The sequence below is a fragment of the Archangium primigenium genome (assembly GCF_016904885.1).
In the GTDB taxonomy this organism is placed as follows: Bacteria; Myxococcota; Myxococcia; order Myxococcales; family Myxococcaceae; genus Cystobacter; species Cystobacter primigenius.
On record NZ_JADWYI010000001.1, the window covers coordinates 9,440,626 to 9,461,954 of the forward strand.

The following is a 21,329-nucleotide window of genomic DNA, read 5'->3' on the forward strand; positions in this document are numbered from 1 at the left end:
GCCGATGCTCACTTTCCCATAGAGCCCGGGCCCCGGGCGGCGGCGGATCCCGCCTGGTGGACACCTACACCCGTGCGCGGCCCACCAGCGCCAGGAGGGTATCGCCGTAGCGCTCGGTGAGCGTGGGGCCGACACCGTGGATGCGCCGGAGCGCGGCGCCATCCTGGGGCCGCGCGCTGGCGATGGCGTCCAGCACCCGGTCCGTGAGGATGCGGAAGGCGGGCACGCGGCGGCGACGGGCCTCGGTCAGCCGCCAGGCCTTCAGGGCCTCCACGAGCTGGGGCGAGGCCTCGCTGCCCGCCCCCACGTTCACCCCCCAGGTCGCGCCGCTGCGCCGCGAGCGGTCCAACGCCCGGCTCAAGGCCTCGCGGCCCGGGGATGGCGCGGGCGCGACCTCGGCGTCCGCGTCGACCTCCTCCCCGGCACGGGAGCGCCGGGAGGTCGCGCGCTTGCGGCCCTTGCCCGGGGTGGCGGCCTTCTTCGTGCGGACCGCGCGTCGCCCGCCCCGCGCGGTGCCCTTCTTGGGGGCGGCCTCCGCGGCCAGGGGCAGTTGCACGGTGCCCGGCGCGGGCGCGTGGACGCGGCGGCCCTCGGGGGTGAGCGCCACGCGCTGGAAGGCGATGCGCTGGCCATCCTTCTCGAAGGTGTCCTCGGACAGCCGCGCGAGTCCGGCCCGGACGAGGCCGCCGAGCAGCCGCTCGAAGTCGCGACGGGCGAGGGCCTCGCCGAACAGCTCGCGGTGCAGCCGGCCCGTGGCCTGGGCATCGCGCTCGTGCAGCGCCCCGAGGATGCGGGCGAGCGCCTGGGCCTCGGCGGCGGTGGGCTCGCCAAAGCGCAGGGTGGCGCAGGCCTCGGGGGCGCACACGTCACACAGGCCGCAGGCGGCGCCCGTGTCCTGCACGTCACCGAAGTGGGACACCAGGTGCTTCATCCGGCACCCGTGGGCCTCGGCGTAGCGCGCCATGTGCTCGAGCTGGCCCTGCTTGTGCTCGCGCTGCGCGCTGTACGAGGCCTTCCAGCCCGGCTTGCCCAGGCGCACGGACTCGTCCGGGGAGATCTCCACGCCGCCGTGGATCCACAGCTGCTCGAGCGCCTTGTCGAACACGTCCGAGGCCATGCGCACCCGGGCGGCGAGGGACTCCTTGGGCTCGGCCTCCTCGCGCACGGCACGCTGGAGCCGCTCGAGCACGGAGGGCTCGGGGTAGTCGCGCTGGTGGAAGAACTCGTGGGTGCGCCGGTCGATGAAGCCGTGCAGGAGCACCGCGCGCGAGGGCCTGCCGTCACGGCCCGCGCGGCCCAGCTCCTGGTAGTAGCCCTCCACGCTCGCGGGCAGCGCGGCGTGCACCACGGTGCGCACGTCCGCCTTGTCGATGCCCATGCCGAACGCGGTCGTCGCCACGATGACGTCCAGCTTGCCGCCGAGGAACGCCGTCTGCACCGACTCGCGCTCCGAGGCGCTCAGGCCCGCGTGGTAGGTGCCCGTGGAGAAGTCCGCGGCGAGGCTCTCCGTGTACTGCTCGGCGTGCTTGCGCGTGGCGGCGTAGACGATGGCGGGCCGGTGTCCGGGCTCGGCGAGCAGCTCGCGGATGGCCTCGGAGCGCTGGCCCGGGTTGAGCTCGCGCACCTCGATGGCGATGTTGGTGCGCCGAAAGCCGTGGATGAAGGTGCGCGCGGTGGCGCCCCGCGCGCCCTCCAGGCCGAGCTGTTGGACGATGTCGCGCTGCACGTCCGGCGTGGCCGTGGCGGTCAGCGCGATGATGGGCGCGGGCCGGAGCATGGGCAGGCGCCCGCCCAACAGCCGGTAGTCCGGCCGGAAGTCATGGCCCCACTGCGAGATGCAGTGCGCCTCGTCCACCGCCACCAGCGCGGGCGTGCGCCGGGCGAGCAGCTCCACGAAGCCCGGCACGCCGAGCCGCTCGGGCGCGATGAAGAGGAAGTCGAGCTTGCCCTCGAGGTAGTCCGCGCACGCCTGGCGCGAGGCGGGACGGCCCCGGCCCGAGTGGATGCGCTCGGCGGCGAGCCCCAGCGAGCGCAGCCGCGCCACCTGGTCCTCCATGAGCGCGATGAGCGGACTGATGACGAGCGTGGTCCCGGCGCGCGCCAGGCCCGGCAGCTGGTAGCACAGGGACTTGCCCGCGCCGGTGGGCATCACCAGCAGCAAGTCCTTGCCCTCGGTGGCCGTGCGGCACACCGCCTCCTGGTAGGGGCGGAAGTCCGGAAAGCCGAACACGGACTGGAGCAGGCCGCGCAGCTCGCCGGGCGGCGTGGGCGTGCGGGAGGTGCGCTCGGGACGGGGCGTCTCCGGCAGGGCGAGCGAGGCCTGCCGGGAGGAGGCACCGGACGACATCAACGAGGACTTCGACGAGGACATCGACAGGGCGCCCGACGCGGACACCGCGGGCGACTCCCCGGGGGTGCGCGAGCGACGGGCGCTGGCGGGGCCCTGGGAGCCCGGGGGCATGGCGAGCGAGGCGGGCACCTTGCCCACCACCTCGCGGACATAGGCCTCGATGCCCTGGATGAAGGAGTCCAGGTCGCCACTGCCCTGTTCGATGCGCCGCAGCCAGGCTTCCCACTGGCCCGTCATGGCCGGGCTCTTCACGTCCGGATGGACGCAGCGGATGAGGGCGATGCCCTTCTCCGTCGCCTCGAAGGACTTGCCGCGCCGCACCAGGTACTCGCGCTCCAGGAGCGTCTCGATGATGGAGGCGCGCGTGGCGGGCGTGCCCAGGCCGGACTCGCGCATCGCGTCCGCCAGCTCCTTGTCGTCGAGCAGGCGGCCCGCGGTCTCCATGGCGGTGAGCAGGCTCGCGTCCGTGAGGCGGGGCGGCGGCCGGGTGCGCTTGGTCACCGGCTTCACCTCGCGCACCGCGCGAGCGAGCCCCTGGACGAGCCCCGAGGGCAGGTCCTGCTCGTCCTCGGGCTCCTCCGCCTCGGCCTCGCCCTCCTTCTTCGCCTTGCCCGTCGGGGTGCGGGGCGCCTTCTGTCCGCCGCCCACGTCCAGCACCTTCCAGCCCTCGCGCTGCACCATGGTGCCCGTGCTGTGGAAGCGATCGACGGTGGCCGCCGCGGAGGTGGCCGCCGAGGTGACGGCGGTGATGACGGTCGTCACGGACCAGACGAAGTCCTCGTGCCACGCCGCGAGCAGCCGTCGGCACACGAGCTCGTAGACACGCCGCTCGTCCACGGACAGGCGCGCGCTCTCGGGCGAGGTCGTCGTGGGGATGATGGCGTGGTGGTCGGTCACCTTGGCGTCGTCCACGAAGCGGCGGCCGAGCGGACGCGAGCCCGTGCCGGGCGCGAGCTGGGCCGCGAAGGGCGCGCGGATGGCGGCCACCACGTCCGGCAGCGTCTGGGCGATCTGCTGCGAGAGGTGACGGCTGGCGGTGCGCGGGTAGCTCAAGAGCTTGTGCTTCTCGTACAGCGCCTGGGCCAGCTCCAGGGTGCGCTGGGCGCTGTAGCCATGGAGGCGGTTGGCGTGGCGCTGCAGCTCCGTGAGATCGTAGAGCAGCGGCGGCGCCATCTTCTTGGTCTCGGAGGTGACGGACTCCACGGCCGCGCGGCCCGTCTCCACCCGCGCCACCACCGCCCGGGCCTCCTCGCCATCCGCGCTCAACCGCCGGGCGGCCCGCGCGTCCCAGTCCTTCTCCTGGCCAGGGAGCATGGGCCGGAACCAGGTGCCCTGGTAGAGCCCCTGCGGCGCCTCGCTCCCCACGGGCCCGAAGGTGCCCACCACCTCCAGGTAGTCCTGGGGCACGAAGTCGCGGATGGCCAGCTCGCGCTCCACCACCATGGCCAGCGTGGGCGTCTGCACCCGGCCCACCGACAGCGTTCCTCCGGCGCCCACCACCGTATAGAGGCGCGTGAGGTTCATCCCCACGAGCCAGTCGGCCCGGCTGCGGCCCCGGGCCGCGTCCGCCAGGGGCTCGTACTCCCGCCCCGGCTTGAGCGCGCGGAAGCCCGCGAGGATGGCCGCCTCCGTGAGCGAGGAGATCCACAAGCGCCGGATGGGCTTGCGGCACCCGGCCGCCTCGTAGATGTAGCGGAAGATGAGCTCGCCCTCGCGCCCGGCGTCCGTGGCGCACACCACCCCGTCCACCTCGGGCGCGTTCATCACCCGGCGCACCACCTGGAACTGGCTCGCCGTCTTGTCCGCCACCACCAGCGGCCACTCCGCGGGCAGCATCGGCAACAGCTCGCGCCGCCACCGGCCGCCCCACTCGGCGCGCATCTTCTCCGGCTCGGCCAGCGTCACCAGGTGGCCGATGGCCCACGTCACCACGTAGCCGTTGCCCCGGAAGAACCCGTCGCCCTGCTCCCGAGCGCCCACCGCCCGGGCGATGTCACGCGCCATGGACGGCTTCTCCGCCACCACGGCCAGCACACCCCGGACTGCCTCACCCATGCGCTTCCCACCTCGTCACGTCTCCACCATATCCCGCTCTCCGCCCCCGCACCTGCAAGTCCGTTCAGCCCGCTCGGGCCCCGGCCCTTGGAGCGGAGGGCCAACCCATACCTCGCGTGAAAAACGGCCGGGAACTTCGGCGCGGACGCTTGGCTGGGGTCCAGGTTGGCGCTTTCACGCAAGCGGTTGGCGTCCGCGCGGAAAACCCGGGGGCGGGTTTTGGACAATATCCGGGACTGTCACCAACGCGCGCACGGGCACGCCACGGGGTTGGGAATCCATGAGGCAGGAACTGGAACAGGGGAAGGGGGCACCGGCGCACCTTGGACACGGTCCATGGGCGAGCGGTGGGAAGCACCAGGGGGGGCCGCAGTGGGGGGGTGAGCGGGCGTCGGTGGCGAAGAGTCTGGCCGGGTTGTCTTGGACGATCGGGCCAACGGAGCACGGGGGGGGTCAACGACCGGAGGCGGCGACGCTGGCGGGCTTCGCGGGGGCGAAGCGCGCACAGTGTTCGCGGCTGATGGAGGCCGAGGTGACGGCCGGATTGCACGAGGTCGTCACGGGGGTGACGTGCCTCGCGTCGGTCCGGCCTTCCGCACCGAGGCTCTCGGTGGCCTCCACCGTGCTTCCCAGAGCCACGGGCCCTCGCGGCTCGCGGCGACGGTTCCACGGTGGGACGGCTCAGGACGAGGGCGGCATCTACAGTTGGTAGGGCCCGCTCGTTCCCGTCCACGCCGTGCATGAATGCCAGGAAGACCCGCGGGGGCGGGGCTTCCAGGTGAATGGCTCCGGAGGTCCATCCTTCTCCAAGGGGGAGTGAGACGCCGGAGTCGCAGTCGGGGGGGGTGCCTCGCGCTCAACGAGGCATCCCCCATTCTTTTGCGGGCTTGTGCTACCCGGCCACCTCGCGCAGCACCGCCTCCACCCGGGGCAGCGCCGCGCGGATCTCCTCCATCGACACGGCGCCCACCGACAGGCGGAACCAGCCCGTGTCCTCCTGGAGCCCAAAGGCCTGGAAGGGCACGAGCGCGAAGCCCGCCCGCTCCAGCAACAGCTTGCGGATATCGGTGTTGGTGCGCAGCGCGCCCCGGCCCACCAGGTTGAACTGGACGGACAGGTAGATGGCGCCCTGCGGCTCGATGGAGCGCACGGGCAGACCCGCCTCGCGCATCGCGGTGAAGCCCTGGTGCAGCGCCACCAGGCGCTCGTTGAGGTGCTGGCGCATGGCGTCGAGGAAGGTGGACATGGCGGACGTGTCGTCCAGGAAGCGCGCCACGGCGACCTGCTCGGCCTTGGGGGCCCAGGCCCCCACGTGGCCCAGCACGTCCTTCATGCGCGAGATGATGGAGGGCGGCCCCAGGGCCCACCCCACGCGCACGCCCGTGGCCGCGAATGCCTTGGAGATGCCGTCCACGAACACCGTGTAGGGCGCCAGCTCCGGCACCAGCTCCAGGGGGGTGACGTGGCGGCGCTCGCCGAAGGTGAGCGTCCAGTAGATCTGATCGAACAGCACCAGCAGGGGCCGGGCGCCCGCGGCCTCGCGGCGGCGGTTCTCCGCCAGCACCCGCTGGCCGATGTCGCGCAGGGCCTCGGGGGAGATCATCGTGCCCGTGGGGTTGAGCGGGCTGCACAGGCACAGCAGGCGGGCCTCGGACAGGTGCGGCGCGAGCTGCTCCACGGTGGGCATGAAGCCCAGGGCGGCGTCCGTCTTCACCTCCACCGGCCGGGCGCCCATCATGTGCACGTAGTGGTTGTTGTTCCACGAGGGCACCGGATAGACGACCGTGTCCCCCGGGTTGAGCACCGTGCGGAACACGCCGTAGATGATGGGCCGGGCCCCCGCGGTGATGAGCACGCTCTCCAGGGGGTACTTCAGGCCCAGCGCCCGCTCGTAGAAGCGCTGCACGGCCTGACGCAGCGCGGGCATGCCGTCCGAGGGCGGATAGTTCGTCTCGCCCGCCGCCAGCCCCGCGGTGATGCCCGACGCCAGGGCCTGGGGAATGGGGAAGTGGCGGGGATCGAAGTCGCCCACGGTCAGGTTGCACACCTGGCGACCCTGGGCCACCAGCTCCCGGATCTCCGCCGCGATGCGCAGGATTTCGCTGCCCTGGAGACCCTGGGCCATGGTGCCAACGGTGTCATCCCGTCGGGGACCAAACAGGGAGGTGAGTTCAAGCGCCATGGCGACAGCCTCGTGAGGGGAAGGGGACGGAAATCGTCGGGGCACGGTATACGCGGCGCGGCGCCCGCGCCCAAGGGAACCGTGGCGAAGCCGCCCCACGCCTCCCGTGCACTTCCCTCTTGGCGCTCGAGCGCCCCCCGTGTCAGACGGGGCCCCTACCCGGCCCCGGCGGCCACCAGAGGAGCACATCGATGACGCGCAAGGTCGTGGTACCGGTTCTGGGACTCGTGGTCTGCCTCGTGGGGACGGGCTGTAGCAAGGACAGCGCGCCCCCGCCCGCCCGCGTCGCCGAGCTTCCCACGACGCCCCCGGCCCCGGCACCCACGCCCGCTCCGGCCCCGACGCCCACTCCGGCCCCGACGCCCGAGCCCACGCCCGCGGCGCCCGCGCCCACGCCCGCGGCTCCGGACGCCGCGCCCCAGGTCGCCAGGCCGGGCGACTGGACGGAGCGCCGGCAGGAGCTGTCGCGCCCCGACCTCAAGCCGGTGACGCTGCGCGAGGTGCGCGCCGCCCGCAACGAGGGCTTCGATCGGGTGGTGTTCCAGTTCGACACGGAGCAGGTGCCCGGCTACCGGGTCGAGTACCTCGACACCCCCGCCATCCACTGCGGCTCGGGGGACGAGGTGCCCGTGGCCGGCCAGGCGCGGCTCCAGGTGAGCCTCCAGCCCTCCCAGGCGCACGAGAACGGCCAGAGCACCCTCACCGAGCGCGCGCGCAAGCCCGCCCTGCCCATGCTCGCGGAGATGAAGCTGACGTGCGACTTCGAGGGCGAGGTGTCCTGGGTGTTCGGTGTGAAGGAGCCCCGGTCCTTCCGGGTGCTGGAGCTCAAGGCGCCCGCGCGCCTCGTGGTGGACATCCAGCACTGAAGCCGCCCGCGGCTCACCCCTCGGCCAGCCGCTCCAGGGCCTCGATGAGGGGCCCGTGCCGCGCGCGCGACGGCTCGTCCCCGGCGCGCAGCGCCAGGGCGAGCGCCCGGGGCAGGTTGAGCACCGCGTTGGCGCCCAGCCCGCGCGCGTACACCTCCCGGTAGTCCCGGGGCACGCGCAGGCTCCAGTTCTCGTCGTTCACCGTGCCCGGCGCGTTGTACGTCGCCGTCAGGCCGAACAGGTCCGCGAAGAACACCATCACGTTCTGCGCCTGGCTCACGAACAGGTCCGCGAACTTCGCCTGCACGAGCAGGCCCGGCTCGGCGAGCAGGCGCCGCGCGAAGTCCTCCCGGCCCGCCGCCTCCGGGTGCAGCCGCCCCGCCAGATAGTCCGCCTGCGCCCGGGCCTCGTCCCCCGCGCGCCAGCGCTCGGCGAGCGCCCAGATGGTCTTCGTGTCGTGGTTGCCCAGCATGATCCAATCCGCGGGCCGCGCGTTCTCCGAGCGGTACACGTCCTGGGGGTTGTTCAGGTCCGCCTTCTGCGTCACCCGGAAGCGCCCCAGCCCGTACTGCGCCAGCACGCGCTCCAGGGGATAGGGCATGGTGCTGAGCACCTCGCACAGCAGGTCCGACACGTCGCGCCCTCGCGCGTGCGCCGCCGCGACGATGGCGTCGAACAGGGCGCTGTAGCGCGACACCTGCGCCGTCCCCAGCTCGCGCACCCACCCGTCCGCGTACCGGGGCACCGCGCGGTTCAACCCCTCGGGCGGCACCAGCGCCCAGCGCGCGAGCTCCGGGTGGTCCGGCAGGTCCGGCGAGGCGAACAGCCGCGCCCCCGCCTGCACCGCGCGCACCGGCTCGGGCGCTCCGGCCCGGTACACCCACGGACACACGAGCCCGTGGGGATGATCGATGCGCAGGCCATCGTACTCGGCCAGCATCTTGTCCATGCGCGCGGCCATGAACCAGAGCACCGGCCCGGGCCGGGGGGCCGGCGCGTAGGCGTCCTCCGCGTCCGGCGCCGCGTGGTACTGGGCCGGATCCAGCACCGGGTAGTTCCACGGCTGGCCCTCGGGGTTGGTGCGGCTCGGCGGCGCCCCCATCAGGTACGCGCCCAGGAACAGCCCCTGCCACGCCCACGCGTCGCGCGGCGAGTAGCCGATCTGCAAGTCCCCATACAGCTTGAGGCCCCACGCCGCCGTGTGCTCGCGCAGGGCCGCGTGCTGCGCGTGCACGAGGAACTGCCGGAAGGCATAGGCCTCCACCGGCGCGGCGTACTTGGAGCGCAGCACCCGGCGGCGGTGCGCGAAGGCCTCCACCTCGCCGGGGCGCGGGTGCCACAGCCGCCGATCCCACTCGCTCGGCCACTGCCGCCACCAGTCCCGCCCGTGCTCCGCGCACAGCACGTCATAGAGCGCGTCGCGCTCCAGCCAGGCCTGATGCTCGTGCTGGAAGGCCGCGAAGCGCTCCGCCAGCCGGGACACGGCGCTGCCCGGCACCGCCTGGGCCCGCTTGAGCTGGAAGGTGGCCCAGGCCTCGTCCAGCAGCTCGCCGTGGGCCCGGAAGAACGCGCGGTGCCGTACCCGCTCGCCCGTGCCCCCGTGCTCCGCCCAGAACGCCGCCACGCGCTCGGGCCGCAGCAGCGCGCCCCACGGCTCCTCCCGGGTCAGCGGCCCGGGCGCCACGTTGAGCACGTTGCGCGAGAAGAGCGAGCCGTCATACGGCGAGGCGTTGTCCTCGCTCGTCTGCCCCTGGGGGCCCAGCTGGATGCCGGTGAAGCCCAGCGCCCGCGCGAACTCGAGGAAGCGCAGGCCCCCTTCCGCATAGGGGGACCCCCGGCCCCCGTCCTCGCCCGGCGCCGAGGGGAAGCTGGGGTCCTGCAGGCTCAACACCAGGTTGCGCACACCGAGCGCGGCCAGGGCCGCCGCCACGTGCCGCGGGAACTCTTCGGACAGGATCGTTCGGGACATCTCGGCGCGGCAGCCTAGCGCGCCCGGGCGCGTCCCGGGACGCCTTCGGCCTCACGCGGCGCCCACCGGCTGGCCCTCCTCCGCCCCCACCCGCCACGATTCACGCAGGGTGGCCGGGATGTAGAACGGCGAGCGGTCCCCCTCGCCCCGCCGACCCACCCACACGATGCTCTCCAGGAGCTTGCGGCCGAACAGCTCGAACACCCGGGCCATCACCCCGCCCCCCTCGCTGCCCTCCTCCATCATCCGCCCCAGGGCCCGCAGGGGCTCGAGCAGGCGCGAGCCGCCCTCGGTGCGCGGCAGCGCGAGCAGCTCCGCCGTGTCGTCCCCCACCAGGTAGCGGATGAGCGTGGCGCTCGCGCCCTCGAACAGGTGGCCCGGCAGCAGATGGTCCAACCGCTCGACGAGCACGCGCGTCATCGCCTGGCCCTCCTCACTGGGCGCGAACACCCGCGAGAAGATGAGGTCCGCCAGCACGTCCCCGTCGTCCACGTGCTCGGGCAGGAGCCGCTCGTCCACGCCCATGAGGAAGCCCACCACCCGCCACGCGTGGTAGTACGCCTGGGCCTCGCGCCGCGTGGGCGTGTAGCCCAGCCGCACCAGCGCCCGCAGCGTCACCACCGAGAACGTGAACAGCGTGCCCGCCATGTCCTCCTGGTTGACGGGCTGGCCCCACGCCGGATCCCAACGGCCACTGCCCCGCACCAGGTAGCGCACCGCGGCGTGCATCAGGCGCACCTTCTGCGCGTCCCGCAGGCCCCGGCCCTCGGGCGCCAGCCCCTCCGGGCTCATCACGTCCACCACCATCTGCGCCGTCTCCACCACGCGCCGCAGCACGTCCTTCTCCATGCGCGCCGTCAGGTGCAGCACCTGCACGCCCTGCGCCCCCGCGTAGCAGGTGGGCAGCGCCGCGCACACCAGCCCCACCACCATCAGCGGGCCACAGCGGTTGAACATCGCCTGGCCCTCGTCCAGCAGCGCCGGGTCCACCCACTCGGGCAGACGCCCGCTGCGCACGAAGTAGCTGCGGAGCGGCTCGGGCATCTGCTCCTGATCCAACGACACGTGCGCCACCAGGTGCTTCATCAACGCGTTGGCCGACGCCACCTGGCCCCGCGCGAACAGCTCCTCGATCACCGTGTCCGCGAGCGGATCACACACCTCGCGCATGGCGTCCAACAGTCGGTGCGTCTCAGCCGCGTCCCGCATCAGGAAGTCCCTCGACATGACCCCGTCCTCCACCCGACGTGCCCGACGACACCTTCCCGGCGCGCCGTCTCATGGCTTTCAGTACAAGCCAGCGACGAGGGCGGAGCTTCCCCGTGGTCCAGCAAGCGCTCCGCCCGCATCACACCACCCCGACCCGAGCGGCGATCCGTCGAGCGGCACCCTGGCCAGCTTGGGTCCACCACCGGACACCCCTACCGCTCCCCGGTTCAATAACCCCCTTGCCTCCGCGCACTTTCCAACATGTTCCAACGGGGTTCGCACCAAATCCAGAAAACCCAGGCCCCCCCCGCACTTAAGATTCCCTTACGGCCCGACGGTTATTCTCCGCGATCAGGAGAAGGCTCATGGGCGAACACATCCTCCTCATCGAGGACGATCCACAACTGGGTGCGCAGATCGCCGAGTGTCTGCGGCGCGCGGGGTTCGAGCCCACGTGGTGGACGGTCGGCCGCTCCCTTCCCGCGAGCGAGGCCGCCCGCTACCGGCTCATCATCCTGGATCTGATGCTGCCGGGAGTCTACGGCATGGACCTGCTGCGGGGGCTGCGCGAGGACTCGGGCTCGGACATCCCCGTGCTCGTCCTCAGCGCGCGCAACGACACCGCGGACAAGGTGCGCGCGCTCAAGCTGGGCGCGGACGACTACATGACCAAGCCCTTCTGGCCCGAGGAGCTGGTGGAGCGGGTGCGCGCGCGCCTGCGCCGCCCGGTGCTCCAGCGGCAGGACCTGGTGGAGCTGGGCGCGCTGCGCGTGGACCTCGAGGCGCGGGAGGTGTCCGTGGCCGGCCGGCCGGTGGAGCTCACCCGCGTGGAGTTCGATCTGCTGGCGGCGCTCGCCCGGCGGCCCGGCGCGGCGGTGACGCGGCAGTGGCTGGCGGAGAACGTGCTGGACCCCGAGCGCGAGGGCACCGAGCGCACCCTGGACGTGCACGTGTCGCGGCTGCGGCGCAAGCTCGGCCCGGGCAAGCACATCGAGACGGTGTGGGGCATCGGCTACCGGGTGGGCGCGGGCGAGGAGGAGGCGTGAGGCTGCGCGTGCGGCTGGCGCTCACCACCGTGGCGGTGGCCATCCCCGTGGCGCTGTGCATGGGGTGGATCCACCTGGCGCTGCAGACCCAGGCCGTGGAGCGCGCCCTGTCCGACTACGCGCTGGCCCACATGAGCGCCGAGGGCCGCGCGCGCTGCGAGGCCTCGCCCGCCACGTGGAGCCCGGAGCCGCCGCCCCCCCGCCCCTTCTGGGCCTCCTCGCGCCATGGCGACCGGGGCCCCCCGGGCCCGCCTCCCGAGGGCGGCTTCGGCCGGGGCCCCGGGCGCGGGCCTCCTCCCGAGGACGGCTTGGGCTGGGGCCCGCCTCCCGACGAGGACGGCTTGGGCCGGGGCCCGCCGCGCCGCAAGAAGCCCCGGAGCACCCGGCTGTACGCGTACGGCGCGGACCTGGTGTCCCTCAACCCCCGCGCGCCCGCGCTCGCCCCCGCGCTCGCGGAGGCCCTGCGCGCGGGGGACAACATGGCCAGCCGCGCGCAGGGCCTGGGCCCCGAGAGCCCCCGGGACGTGCTCGTGCGCATGCCCTGGACGGGCCCCTGCGCCTTCGTGCTCGTGCAGTGGCAGGGCCGCCCCGAGTCGCGCGACGAGGGCGTGTCCCCCATCCCGCTCGAGTTCCTGTTCATGCCCACGGGGCTGGCGCTCGTGGGGGTGCTCTTCGCGCTCGGGCCGGTGGTGCGGCGCCTGCGCCAGCTCACCGACGAGGTGAAGGTCTTCGTGCGCGGCGCCTACCAGGGCCGCATCACCGTGCGCGGCGAGGATGAAATCTCCGAGCTGGCGCGCGCCTTCGACGAGGCGGGCCGCGAGGTGCACGCGCAGATGGGGCTCAAGGAGGAGCGCGAGCGCGCCCTGCGCACCTTCCTGGAGAACACCACCCACGACGTGATGATCCCCCTGACGGTGCTCCAGGGCCACCTGGCGGAGCTCCAGCGCCGCGCGGCGCACGGCGAGCCGGTGGAGGCCGCGGTGGTGGCGGCGGCGAGCCAGGAGGCCCACTACATGGCGGCGCTCATCCACAACCTGGGCGCCGCGGCCCGGCTGGAGGCGGGCGAGCCGGGCGTGCAGCGGGTGGACGTGGACCTCAATGCCCTGGTGGCCCGGTGCGTGAGCCGGCATCGCCCCATCGCGCGGCCCCAGGGCGTGCAGTTGGAGCACGCCGTGCCCGAGCCGCCCGTGCACGTGCGCGGCGATGACACGCTCCTGGAGCAGGCGGTGAGCAACGTCATCTACAACGCCGTGCGCTACAACGCACGCGATGGCCACGTGGCGGTGGTGCTCGAGCACCTGCCGGGTGGCGCCTTCCGCCTGCGGGTGCTGGACGACGGGCCCGGCATCCCCGAGCACGAGCTGCCCCACATCATGGAGCGGCACGTGCGCGGGGACGCGGCGCGCACCCGGGGCCCGGGCGGCCACGGCCTGGGCCTCAACATCGCCGCGCGCGTGACGGCGCTGCACGGCTGGAAGCTCCAGCTCGGGCGCTCCGAGTACGGCGGGCTCCAGGTCGACTTCCTCGGCGAGGCGCTGCCCGCCGCGCCCCCACGCCCTCCACCCGAGGGGGCGTGAGTCCTCACAACCCCGCGCCGGCGAAGTCCCCCATGTCGAAGGTGACGGACATCACGTACTGCTCGCGCGGGGACTCCGCCACCACGGGCATGGGCTTGAGGTTCGTCTTGTACGCCTCGAAGGTCGTCTGGTTGGCGCGAAAGAGCTTGTTCTCGCCGTAGATGAGTGTGCCCGTGCCCATCATCGTCTTGCCAAAGAAACCGGCGACCTTCTGCACCTGGGAGCCGTTGAGGTTCTTGGACAGGGTATTGGCCAGGGGAATGATGGCGCGCGGATTGCGGTAGAGCGAGAAGAGGGTCAGCAGCGAGCCCAGACCGACAATCCCCAGACAGGTGTCATCCCGGAGCCGCTCGGTCCGCTCGTAGGTCTTCTCCGAGATGTCGTTGAAGCCCTCCGCGGAGACGGAGATGAGCTTGCGGCTGAAGACCGTCTGGGGAAGGAACTCCCGACGAAAGCCGTCGAGCACGCCGTGGAAGACCACGCCCGTCTGGTAGTAGAGAAAACCCGTCGGCAGGTTCAGGGTCTTCTTGGGCAGCTGGCGCTGGACGGACTGCTGCGCGAAGACATGGGCGAGCCAGATTTCATAGTGGCTCAGGAAGGGCTTCTCGCCGGCCTCCCTCTTGGCCTCGAGCATCAGCTCGATGTGGTTGGGAATCTCCTGGCGAAACAGCGCCATCTCCTCGGACATGCCCGTGGAGGCGAAGGCCTGGACATCGTCCATCGCCTCCGCCTGGCTCTTGGGCATGTAGGGCGCCAGGGTCTTGTATCTGTCGTGCTGGAGGGCCGGGTCCCGCTCCTGCCGCGTCACGTATTGATTGTACATCTCCGCGAACTGACTGATCGGAGACATGCTCAGGATGAGGGCTTTCCAGTCGGGCATGATGTGTCTACTTTCTCGCGAATGAGAGGAATCAACAACGGACCAGACATCAGGAACCGGCGGGCCCCGAGACGTCCAGGTGACGGGCCATCCACCGCACGCCAAACGAGACAAGGTCCGCGCCCTCGATGAGCTCGCTGTTCGCCCGGCCCACGAGGCCCGTGCGGGCCCGACCCTGGGCGAGATAGTCCCCCAGCAGGCGCGCGAAATAGTCTTCTCCGCCGAGGTCGACGATGCCGTGCTCGTCATCGAGGCAGTCGACGACACGGACCTCGGGTCCTTGGGGACCGCGCACCCGGGGGGACCGGCGCACCCGCCGCTTGGAGGGCAGCTCCACGAGGTACTCCGCCAGGTGCAGCAGCGTCACGGTGTTGAGGTCCGCGCCCAGCCGCAACACCCGCACGCCGAGCCGGACGGCATGGTCGAGCGGCGAGCCCGGCCCGTAGTAGTCGTTCCACGGCGGGTCGGCGAGCACCGCCTCCGCCCGCCGGCCCCGGGCCCCGAAACGCCCCTCGGGATGGTCCGACACCCGGGTGCCGGGACGTCGCCGGAAGGCCTCCGCCAGGTAGCCCACATCCGCCTGGGCCGGCGTGTGCTCGGCGTCGAAAGGCTCGGCGTCGTCCGCCCCCAGGGTCATCAGCAGCGTGCCGTCCGGCCCCACGGCCGCGTCGAGGGCGTCCAACACGCCGCTCACGCCGCCCTCGACGGGGCCCAGCCGGCGCAGCGAGGCGTGCACCATGACGAGGTCGCCTGGGCCCACGCCGAGCTGGCGCAGGTCCTCCACCAGTCCTGAGGGGGTTCTCATGGGCGGCGAGCATAACCCCCGGGTCTGCCATTTCCCGCCGGGGCACGGCATCCTCTCGGACATGACGCGAGCGCTCATCATCGTGGACCTGGAGGGAGTGGCCGAGGTGGACACCATCGACGCCCTGCTGGCCGGCACCCCCGCCTACGCGAAAGCCCGGGCCTTGATGACCGCGGAGGTGGGCGCCGTGGTGGAGGGCCTGCGCGCCGCGGGCTTCACCCACGTGCGCGTGAGCGACAGCCACCTGTGCGGCTCCGGGGAGATGAACCTGCTGGCCCCCGCGCTGCCCCCCGAGGTCGAGCTCCACTTCTCCGAGACGGACGCCTGCGCGGCCCCGCTGTTCGAGGACGTCCAGGCGGTGGTGTGCCTGGGCATGCACGCGGCGGCGGGCAGTGGCGGCTTCGGCGCCCACACCCAGGACATGCTCGGCGCCTGGACGTGCGCGGGCCGGGCCCTGTCCGAGTCGGACGTGGTGCTGGGGCTGGCGGCGGAGGCGGGCGTGCCCGCGGTGTTCGTCTCCGGAGATGACGTGCTGGGCCAGAGCCTCGGCGCCCGCGTGGGCTATGTGCGCACCAAGGTCGCCCTGTCGTCCACACGCGCCTATTCACGACCCGTGGAGGACGTGCTCGCGGACCTGCGCCAGGCCGCCACCCGCCCGCCCCGGCCGCTCGAGCCCCTGCCCCATGCGCCCTTGGAGGTGTCCTTCAAGAGCCGACAGCAGGCCCGGCTCGCCGCCGCCACCGGCGCGCACCGCGTGGGGCCCTACCGGGTGCGCGTGGAGGGCGCCACCTTCCGCGAGCGCTACACCCGCGCGCTCGAGGCCACCGCGGCGGCCACCGCCGTGATGGGCCAGGCGGTGACGGCCTCACCGGGAGAGGCCGCCTTCACCCGCGACGCCATGGCGCTCCTGCGGCTGCCCGGCGTGCCCGCCGGGGCGCTCCCCCGCTACGAGGACGAGGCCCGCCGCGCGCTCACCGCGTTCCTCGCGCTGTCCCAGGGCACCGACGACGCCTCCCGCGCCCTGCGGGCGCTCACCCTGCACATGCTGGAGGGCCATGCGCCCCGGGCCTTCGCGCGCTGGGCGCTCGGGCCCGCGCTGGAGGCGGCCGTGGACGCCCTGGCCGAGGTGCCGCTCGCGCTGCCCCCCGGACTGGACGCCGAGGAGGGCATGGCGCGCGTGGACGCGTGGTTCGTGCGGGACGCGCGCGGCCTGCCGAATCAATCCCTCCCGCCCGATACCCTGCGGACCTACCTGGTGGCCCTGGACGAGGAGGGCTCCGGGCTCCACGCGTGGCTGCTCGGCGAGATGGCGGCGCTCCGGGGCCTGGACGTGCGGCTGCCCATCGCGCCCCACGCCTTCCGCGACGTGTCGCGGGTGGTGACCGTGTATTGGCTCACGCACCTGTTCCTGTTGGACAGCCATTACCTGCGCGCGCCCCTGCGCGCGCCCGACACCGAGGCCTGGACGGAGGAGCTGCTCGTGGCCACGCCGTGGGTGCTCGGGGAGGGCAACGTGGACCTGGCCGGGGAGCTGGCCTTCTGTCTGCAATGCGCGGGCGAGACGGAGGGGGGCGCGCACGCGGCGCTGCTCACCTTCCTCGCCGAGCAGCAGCAGCCCGGGGGCGACCTGATGGGCGATGCGCACGCCACCGCCGCGGGCCTGCTCGCCTTCGCGGGCGCCGGAGAGCGTCCGCCACACGGAGAGTGATTTCCCCGCCCCGCGCTCCCCAATCGTTTCAGGTGACAGGAATTGGGGCAGAATGCCCCCGGTTGCCAGGAATTGATTGTTTGCGTATGTGCTTGGGCCTTTCCCGGAGAGAACCAGGATGAGCACGAGCGCATGGAAGATGGCAGTGGTGGGTCTGCTGGTGGGCTGTGGGGGCGCGGAGCTGGACGCGCGGAGCCCCGAGGCCCTCGGAGCCCTGGAGCAGCACGGCGGCAGCACGTCGTACGCGACCCCGCCCACGTCCACCCAGGGCACCCAGACGTACACCCGCACGGGGCTGACCGAGGCCAACTGCACTGTCACCCAGCAGATCGGCCGGTCGCTGGACGGCACGCGCATGTATTCCTATTGCGTGACGACGTGTAAGTCCAAGACCGCCATCAACATGCACAACACGCTCTACAACAACCAGCTCGCCGGGCAGATCGTCTGCGGCTCGTCGACGGCGGGGGGACTGGACCGCACCAGTCAGAGCGTGGAGTGCAGCGGCCCCTACACCCCGGGCGGCTACTCGGACTCGTGCTTCGTGGACATCTACTTCAAGAACCAGGGACAGTACGCGAGCGGCACCACGCCGACCTGGCAGTTCTAGTCCCTCGACGCGGGGCACTGTCCGCCAGGCGATGCAGGAGGCTCGCCCCCGCGCTTGAGCGTGGGCGGCGCCGTTCCGCCCAGGCATAACCGCGGGCATGAGCGCGACGACTCCGGTGCGATGTGTCCTCAAGGCCCAGTCCCTCAACGGCGAGAGTCCCGTCTGGGACGCGGCCTCGGGGCGGCTGTTCTGGCAGTGCCTGCGCGAGCCCGCGCTCCATGTCTTCGACCCGCGCACGGGCCAGGACAGCGCCTGGGAGATGCCGGCGGCCCTTGGCGCCTTCGCCCTCACGGACACGGGCGCCGTGGTGGCGCTGAGCACCGGCCTGTTCGACTTCACCTTCGCGGACGGCGCGCTGCGCTTCCTCGCGCCCCCGCCCTTCGATCCCCGCCGCTTCGTCTTCAACGACGGCGGCCTGGACCGCCAGGGCCGGCTGTGGATCGGCCCCATGTACGAGCCGCTCCAACCCGGGGACGCGAGCCCCGCCCCGCGCGAGGCCCCCTTCTGGCGCTACGACGGCGGCGGCCGGTGGCACGCGGGCACGCGCCCGGTGAAGACGGCCAACGGCCTGGCGTTCAGTCCGGATGGCCGCACCATGTACTACGGCGACACGCTCCAGAAGACGCTCTGGGCCGCGGACTATGACCCGGCGCTCGGCCAGCCGGTGAACGAGCGCGTCTTCGCGCGCGTGGAGGAGGGCACCGGGCCGGATGGCGCCAGCGTGGACGCGGAGGGCTTCCTGTGGTGCGCCATCCACGGCGCCGGCAAGGTGCTGCGCTTCGACCCCCAGGGCCGCGTGGAGCGCGAGGTGCGCATGCCGGTGCAGTACCCCACCATGCCCACCTTCGGCGGGGACGACCTGCGCACCGTGTACGTCACCTCGGCCAACCACACGCTCAGCCCCGAGGAGCGGCGGCAGCGGCCCGAGGAGGGCAACCTGTTCGCCTTCGAGGCGCCCGTGGCGGGCCTCCCCCGTCCGCGCCTCGACCCGTCGCGCAAGTAGTCGCCGCTACTCCCGCGAGCGCTCCAGGAGCGCACCGGCCTCGTCCAGGAGCCGGTGCAGGGCGCGCTCGGCCACGGCGGCGCGCGCCCAGGCCGCGTCGCCCTCCGCCCCGCGCCCCGCCCGGTAGTGCTGGTGGGCCTCCTCGCGCGCGTGCCGCAGCGCCTCGCGCTCGTGCCGGGCCTGCGCCAGGCAGTGGGCCGCGCGCGTGAGGTCCTCGCGCGTCCCGGCCTCGTGGGCCGTCGCGAACAGCCGGGGGCCGGCCTGGACGGTGACGAACGACAGCCCGAAGCCCACGGCCAGCGCGAGCCCCAGCCGCCGACGGTGCAGCCGGGTGCGGCGCGAGGCCTCCAGGAAGGCGCGCTCGCGCAGGGTGAGCGCCGAGGGCTCCAGCTGGCGCGCCTCGGCGAGCTGCCGCGAGCCCCACAGGAGCGCGCGCTCGCGACCCTCCTGCTCCCAGCGCGCGGAGGCGGCCTCCAGGCGCGCCTGGATGATCCGGTGCTCGGCGGCCTCGGCGAGCCACCGCGCGAGCGTGCCCCACCCGCCGAGCAGCACCTCGTGGGCCAGCGCGTAGGAGGTGCCCCCCTCCACCTCGCGCGCCACGAGCAGCCGCGCGCGCACCAGCGCCTCCAGCACCGCGCGCTGGCGGGGGTCCGCGCCCACCAGCTCGTCGTCCGTCTTGCGCGCCCGGGTGCCCTCCGGGGTGATGAGACGCAGGAGCACGCCCCGCGCCACCGCGCGCTGGTCCGGCAGAAGCCGCTCCACCGCCGCGTCCGCGTGCCGGGCGAGCGCCCCCGCCACGCCGCCCAGCCCCTCCAGCGCCTCGGGGGTGATGACGCCCCGGGCCTCGTCGCGCGCCTCCCACAGCTCCGCGAGCGCGAACTGGAGCAGCGGCAGGCCGCCCTCCGTGGCGGAGATGGAGGTGACGAGCGTGTGCACCAGGGCCTCGGACTCGAAGCGCACGTCCTTGGCGCGCGCCGGGCCCACCACCGCCTCGTGGATCTCCTCCGGCCCCAGGGCGCGCAGGAGGAAGAGCGCGCCGGGCACGAACGCGCCCAGGCCGGGCACCGCGGTGAGCCGGGTGAGGAAGTCACTGCGGCCGGTGGCCAGGAGGCGCACGCCGGACACGCCCGCGGCGAGCTCCCCGAGCGCCTGTCCCACGCGCGCCGCCTGGTCCGCCTCGGCGAGCGTCACCAGCTCCTCCAGCTGGTCCACGTAGAGCACCACGCCCTCGTCCCCGCGCAGCCGCACGCGCAGCTGGCGCGCCAGGCCCGTGGGGTCCGCGCGCACGAGGTTGGCGAGCCCCTCCTCGTCCAGGTCCAGCACCGGGGCGAGCGCGGCGGCGAGCGCGTGGAGCGGGCGCCGGCCGGGGATGAGCCGCGCGCCGCGCCAGCGCCGCCCGTCCTCCAGCGCGCCGTCCCCGAGCCGCGGCAGCACGCCCGCCAGACACAGCGAGGACTTGCCCACGCCCGAATCCCCGGTGACGAGCAGGAAGGGCTCGGAGCGCAGCCGCTCGAGCACCTCGCGCTGCTCGCGCTGTCGGCCGAAGAAGAGCGCGCGGTGCTCGGCCTCGAAGGGCTGCAGGCCCCGGTACGGGTTGCCCTCGGGCAGCGCGTCCGCCCGCGCGTCGCGCGTGAGGTGGCCGAGCGCGTCCAGGAGCGACACCGCCGAGGCGAAGCGCTCGCCGGGCACCAGCCGCAGGCACGTGTCCACCACCGCCGCGAAGTCCGGATCCACCCCCGGCACGGCCTCGGCCAGGGGGCGCGCATCGCGCGAGCACACCGCCAGGCACAGCTCCCGGGGCGGCACGTGCCGGAAGGGCCCCTGCCCCGCGCACAGCTCGTAGAGCAAGAGCCCCAGCGAGTACACGTCACTGCGCGCGGTGAGCACGTCGCCCGCCCACGCCTCGGGGGACATGAAGTAGGGCGTGCCCACGCGGGTGCCCTCGGGCAGGGTGGGCAGGCTCATGCCGTCCAGCGAACCGGCCAGCGCCCCCTCGGGCTCGCCCTCCTCCCCGGGCTCCCATCCGCCCGCGGGCGGCGTGTCCTCGCGCGCGGGCGCCTCGGCGTCCAGGAGCTTGGCGAGCCCGAAGTCCAGGAGCTTCACCTCGCCCGTCTCGGTGAGCAGCGCGTTGGCCGGCTTGATGTCGCGGTGCAGCACGCCGCGCCGGTGCGCCGCGCCCAGCCCCCGCGCCAGCTCCCGGCCGATCGCCCACACCCGCTCCCAGGGCAGCGGCCGGGGCAGCCGGTCCAACGACGTCCCCCGGACGAACTCCGAGATGAGGTAGGGGCGGCTGTCCCATTGGCCCACCCGGTAGAGGGTGACGACGTTGGGGTGCTGGAGACGGGCGGCGGCGCGGGCCTCCACGAGGAAGCGGCTCAAGGCGCCCGGGCCGAGCGCGCGCACGAACTTCACCGCCACGGGGCGATCCAGCAGGGTGTCATGGGCGAGGTACACCTGCCCCGTGGCGCCCTGGCCCAGGGGCCGCACCAGACGGTACTCGTCGAAGGCCTCGGGTGGTGTCCACCCGTCGGCGTCCGGGCGCGTCGATGGCAACGGGTCCACGGCCCCCCCTGGGGTGACCACGAGGAAACGGCCGAGCGGCTCGGGACTCTAGGGCGTGACCTTGGACTTGCCGGGCTGGAGCATCCGGCGGATGCGGTCCTCCAGGTCCTGCGGCAGGCACGGCTTGGCGACGAACTCGTCCGCGCCCGCCTGCCGCGCCTGCTCGGCGTTGCCCGCCAGCACGTGGCCGCTGAGCGCCATGACCGGAATATTGCGCGTGCGCTGATCCTGCTTGAGCCGGCGCGTGGCCTCCCAGCCATCCATCACCGGCAGGGACAGGTCCATGAGGATGATGTCGGGCAGGGCCCCCTGGGCCTTCTCCACCGCCTCCACCCCGTTGCGCGCCACGTCCACCTGGAAGCCCACGAACTCCAGGTACTCCGCGTACATCTCGCGGGCGTCGTCGAAGTCGTCCACCACGAGCACCCGCTGACGTGCGTGGGCGCGGGTGGGAGTGTCGAGGGAGTGCGTGAGCGGTGCGGTCATGGCGCGAAGCCCTCGGAGAAG

At 73.3% G+C, this 21,329-nt stretch carries 14 protein-coding genes; 6 read left to right on the forward strand and 8 right to left on the reverse strand.

Translation table 11 applies throughout. From position 1 onward, the window contains the following. Nucleotides 1–64 precede the first annotated feature (64 nt). On the reverse strand, nt 65–4,405 hold the full coding sequence (locus I3V78_RS38670; RefSeq protein WP_204496257.1) for a DNA topoisomerase 3: 4,341 nt from the start codon (nt 4,403–4,405) through the stop codon (nt 65–67). Between the two features lie 892 nt (nt 4,406–5,297). Further along, nucleotides 5,298–6,587: a pyridoxal phosphate-dependent aminotransferase gene (locus tag I3V78_RS38675; protein ID WP_204496265.1), complete on the reverse strand. Its 1,290-nt coding sequence runs from the start codon at nt 6,585–6,587 to the stop codon at nt 5,298–5,300. Between the two features lie 191 nt (nt 6,588–6,778). On the opposite strand from I3V78_RS38675, the gene I3V78_RS38680 reads away from it, so the two are divergent. Then, the gene (locus tag I3V78_RS38680) at nt 6,779–7,453 is read left to right on the forward strand and encodes an AMIN-like domain-containing (lipo)protein (RefSeq protein WP_204496267.1); all 675 of its coding nucleotides are present in this window, start codon (nt 6,779–6,781) and stop codon (nt 7,451–7,453) included. Between the two features lie 13 nt (nt 7,454–7,466). On the opposite strand, the gene I3V78_RS38685 is transcribed toward I3V78_RS38680, so the two are convergent. Continuing rightward, the gene (locus I3V78_RS38685) at nt 7,467–9,422 is read right to left on the reverse strand and encodes a 4-alpha-glucanotransferase (protein WP_204496274.1); all 1,956 of its coding nucleotides are present in this window, start codon (nt 9,420–9,422) and stop codon (nt 7,467–7,469) included. A gap of 51 nt (nt 9,423–9,473) precedes the next feature. Next, a complete protein-coding gene (locus tag I3V78_RS38690; RefSeq protein ID WP_204496276.1) occupies nt 9,474–10,649 on the reverse strand; it encodes an oxygenase MpaB family protein in 1,176 nt (391 codons plus the stop codon). A 347-nt stretch (nt 10,650–10,996) separates the two neighbouring features. Between I3V78_RS38690 and I3V78_RS38695 the strand changes: the two genes are divergently transcribed. Together I3V78_RS38695 and I3V78_RS38700 are read left to right on the forward strand one after the other, a co-directional pair. Continuing rightward, nucleotides 10,997–11,677 (forward strand): response regulator transcription factor, encoded by a 681-nt coding sequence (locus I3V78_RS38695; RefSeq protein ID WP_204496279.1) that lies wholly within the window; start codon nt 10,997–10,999, stop codon nt 11,675–11,677. Beyond that, complete coding sequence (locus I3V78_RS38700; RefSeq protein ID WP_204496282.1) at nt 11,674–13,254, forward strand: ATP-binding protein; 1,581 nt, start codon at nt 11,674–11,676, stop codon at nt 13,252–13,254. The genes I3V78_RS38695 and I3V78_RS38700 overlap by 4 nt, the downstream gene beginning before the upstream one ends. 4 nt (nt 13,255–13,258) lie before the next feature. Here I3V78_RS38700 and I3V78_RS38705 read toward each other — a convergent pair whose 3' ends face one another. Then, on the reverse strand, nt 13,259–14,134 hold the full coding sequence (locus I3V78_RS38705) for a hypothetical protein (protein WP_204496285.1): 876 nt from the start codon (nt 14,132–14,134) through the stop codon (nt 13,259–13,261). Nucleotides 14,135–14,183: 49 nt separating this feature from the next. Continuing rightward, complete coding sequence (locus tag I3V78_RS38710; RefSeq protein ID WP_204496287.1) at nt 14,184–14,939, reverse strand: AAC(3) family N-acetyltransferase; 756 nt, start codon at nt 14,937–14,939, stop codon at nt 14,184–14,186. On the opposite strand from I3V78_RS38710, the gene I3V78_RS38715 reads away from it, so the two are divergent. The 3 genes from I3V78_RS38715 (at nt 14,938) to I3V78_RS38725 (ending at nt 18,260) form a co-directional block, all read left to right on the forward strand. Next, nucleotides 14,938–16,647: a DUF6895 family protein gene (locus tag I3V78_RS38715; protein WP_204496289.1), complete on the forward strand. Its 1,710-nt coding sequence runs from the start codon at nt 14,938–14,940 to the stop codon at nt 16,645–16,647. The two genes, I3V78_RS38710 and I3V78_RS38715, sit on opposite strands and share 2 nt — an antisense overlap. 118 nt (nt 16,648–16,765) lie before the next feature. Beyond that, nucleotides 16,766–17,257, forward strand: coding sequence for a hypothetical protein (locus I3V78_RS38720; RefSeq protein ID WP_204496291.1), 492 nt, complete (start codon nt 16,766–16,768; stop codon nt 17,255–17,257). Between the two features lie 97 nt (nt 17,258–17,354). After that, entirely contained in the window at nt 17,355–18,260 is a 906-nt protein-coding gene (locus I3V78_RS38725) for an SMP-30/gluconolactonase/LRE family protein (protein ID WP_204496293.1), read from the forward strand. 6 nt (nt 18,261–18,266) lie between these two features. Here the strand turns inward: I3V78_RS38725 and I3V78_RS40060 are convergent, their stop codons facing one another. Both I3V78_RS40060 and I3V78_RS38735 read right to left on the reverse strand, forming a co-directional pair. Further along, the gene (locus tag I3V78_RS40060) at nt 18,267–20,822 is read right to left on the reverse strand and encodes a serine/threonine-protein kinase (protein ID WP_338023841.1); all 2,556 of its coding nucleotides are present in this window, start codon (nt 20,820–20,822) and stop codon (nt 18,267–18,269) included. A gap of 48 nt (nt 20,823–20,870) precedes the next feature. Beyond that, the gene (locus I3V78_RS38735; RefSeq protein ID WP_204496296.1) at nt 20,871–21,308 is read right to left on the reverse strand and encodes a response regulator; all 438 of its coding nucleotides are present in this window, start codon (nt 21,306–21,308) and stop codon (nt 20,871–20,873) included. Between the last annotated feature and the right edge of the window lie 21 nt (nt 21,309–21,329).

Coding starts and splice junctions, on each gene's coding strand:
- I3V78_RS38670 (WP_204496257.1), bottom strand. CDS start 4,405: ATGGGTGAGGCAGTCCGGGGTGTGCTGGCCGTGGTGGCGGAGAAGCCG.
- I3V78_RS38675 (WP_204496265.1), bottom strand. CDS start 6,587: ATGGCGCTTGAACTCACCTCCCTGTTTGGTCCCCGACGGGATGACACC.
- I3V78_RS38680 (WP_204496267.1), top strand. CDS start 6,779: ATGACGCGCAAGGTCGTGGTACCGGTTCTGGGACTCGTGGTCTGCCTC.
- I3V78_RS38685 (WP_204496274.1), bottom strand. CDS start 9,422: ATGTCCCGAACGATCCTGTCCGAAGAGTTCCCGCGGCACGTGGCGGCG.
- I3V78_RS38690 (WP_204496276.1), bottom strand. CDS start 10,649: ATGTCGAGGGACTTCCTGATGCGGGACGCGGCTGAGACGCACCGACTG.
- I3V78_RS38695 (WP_204496279.1), top strand. CDS start 10,997: ATGGGCGAACACATCCTCCTCATCGAGGACGATCCACAACTGGGTGCG.
- I3V78_RS38705 (WP_204496285.1), bottom strand. CDS start 14,134: ATGCCCGACTGGAAAGCCCTCATCCTGAGCATGTCTCCGATCAGTCAG.
- I3V78_RS38715 (WP_204496289.1), top strand. CDS start 14,938: ATGGGCGGCGAGCATAACCCCCGGGTCTGCCATTTCCCGCCGGGGCAC.
- I3V78_RS38710 (WP_204496287.1), bottom strand. CDS start 14,939: ATGAGAACCCCCTCAGGACTGGTGGAGGACCTGCGCCAGCTCGGCGTG.
- I3V78_RS38720 (WP_204496291.1), top strand. CDS start 16,766: ATGAGCACGAGCGCATGGAAGATGGCAGTGGTGGGTCTGCTGGTGGGC.
- I3V78_RS38725 (WP_204496293.1), top strand. CDS start 17,355: ATGAGCGCGACGACTCCGGTGCGATGTGTCCTCAAGGCCCAGTCCCTC.
- I3V78_RS38735 (WP_204496296.1), bottom strand. CDS start 21,308: ATGACCGCACCGCTCACGCACTCCCTCGACACTCCCACCCGCGCCCAC.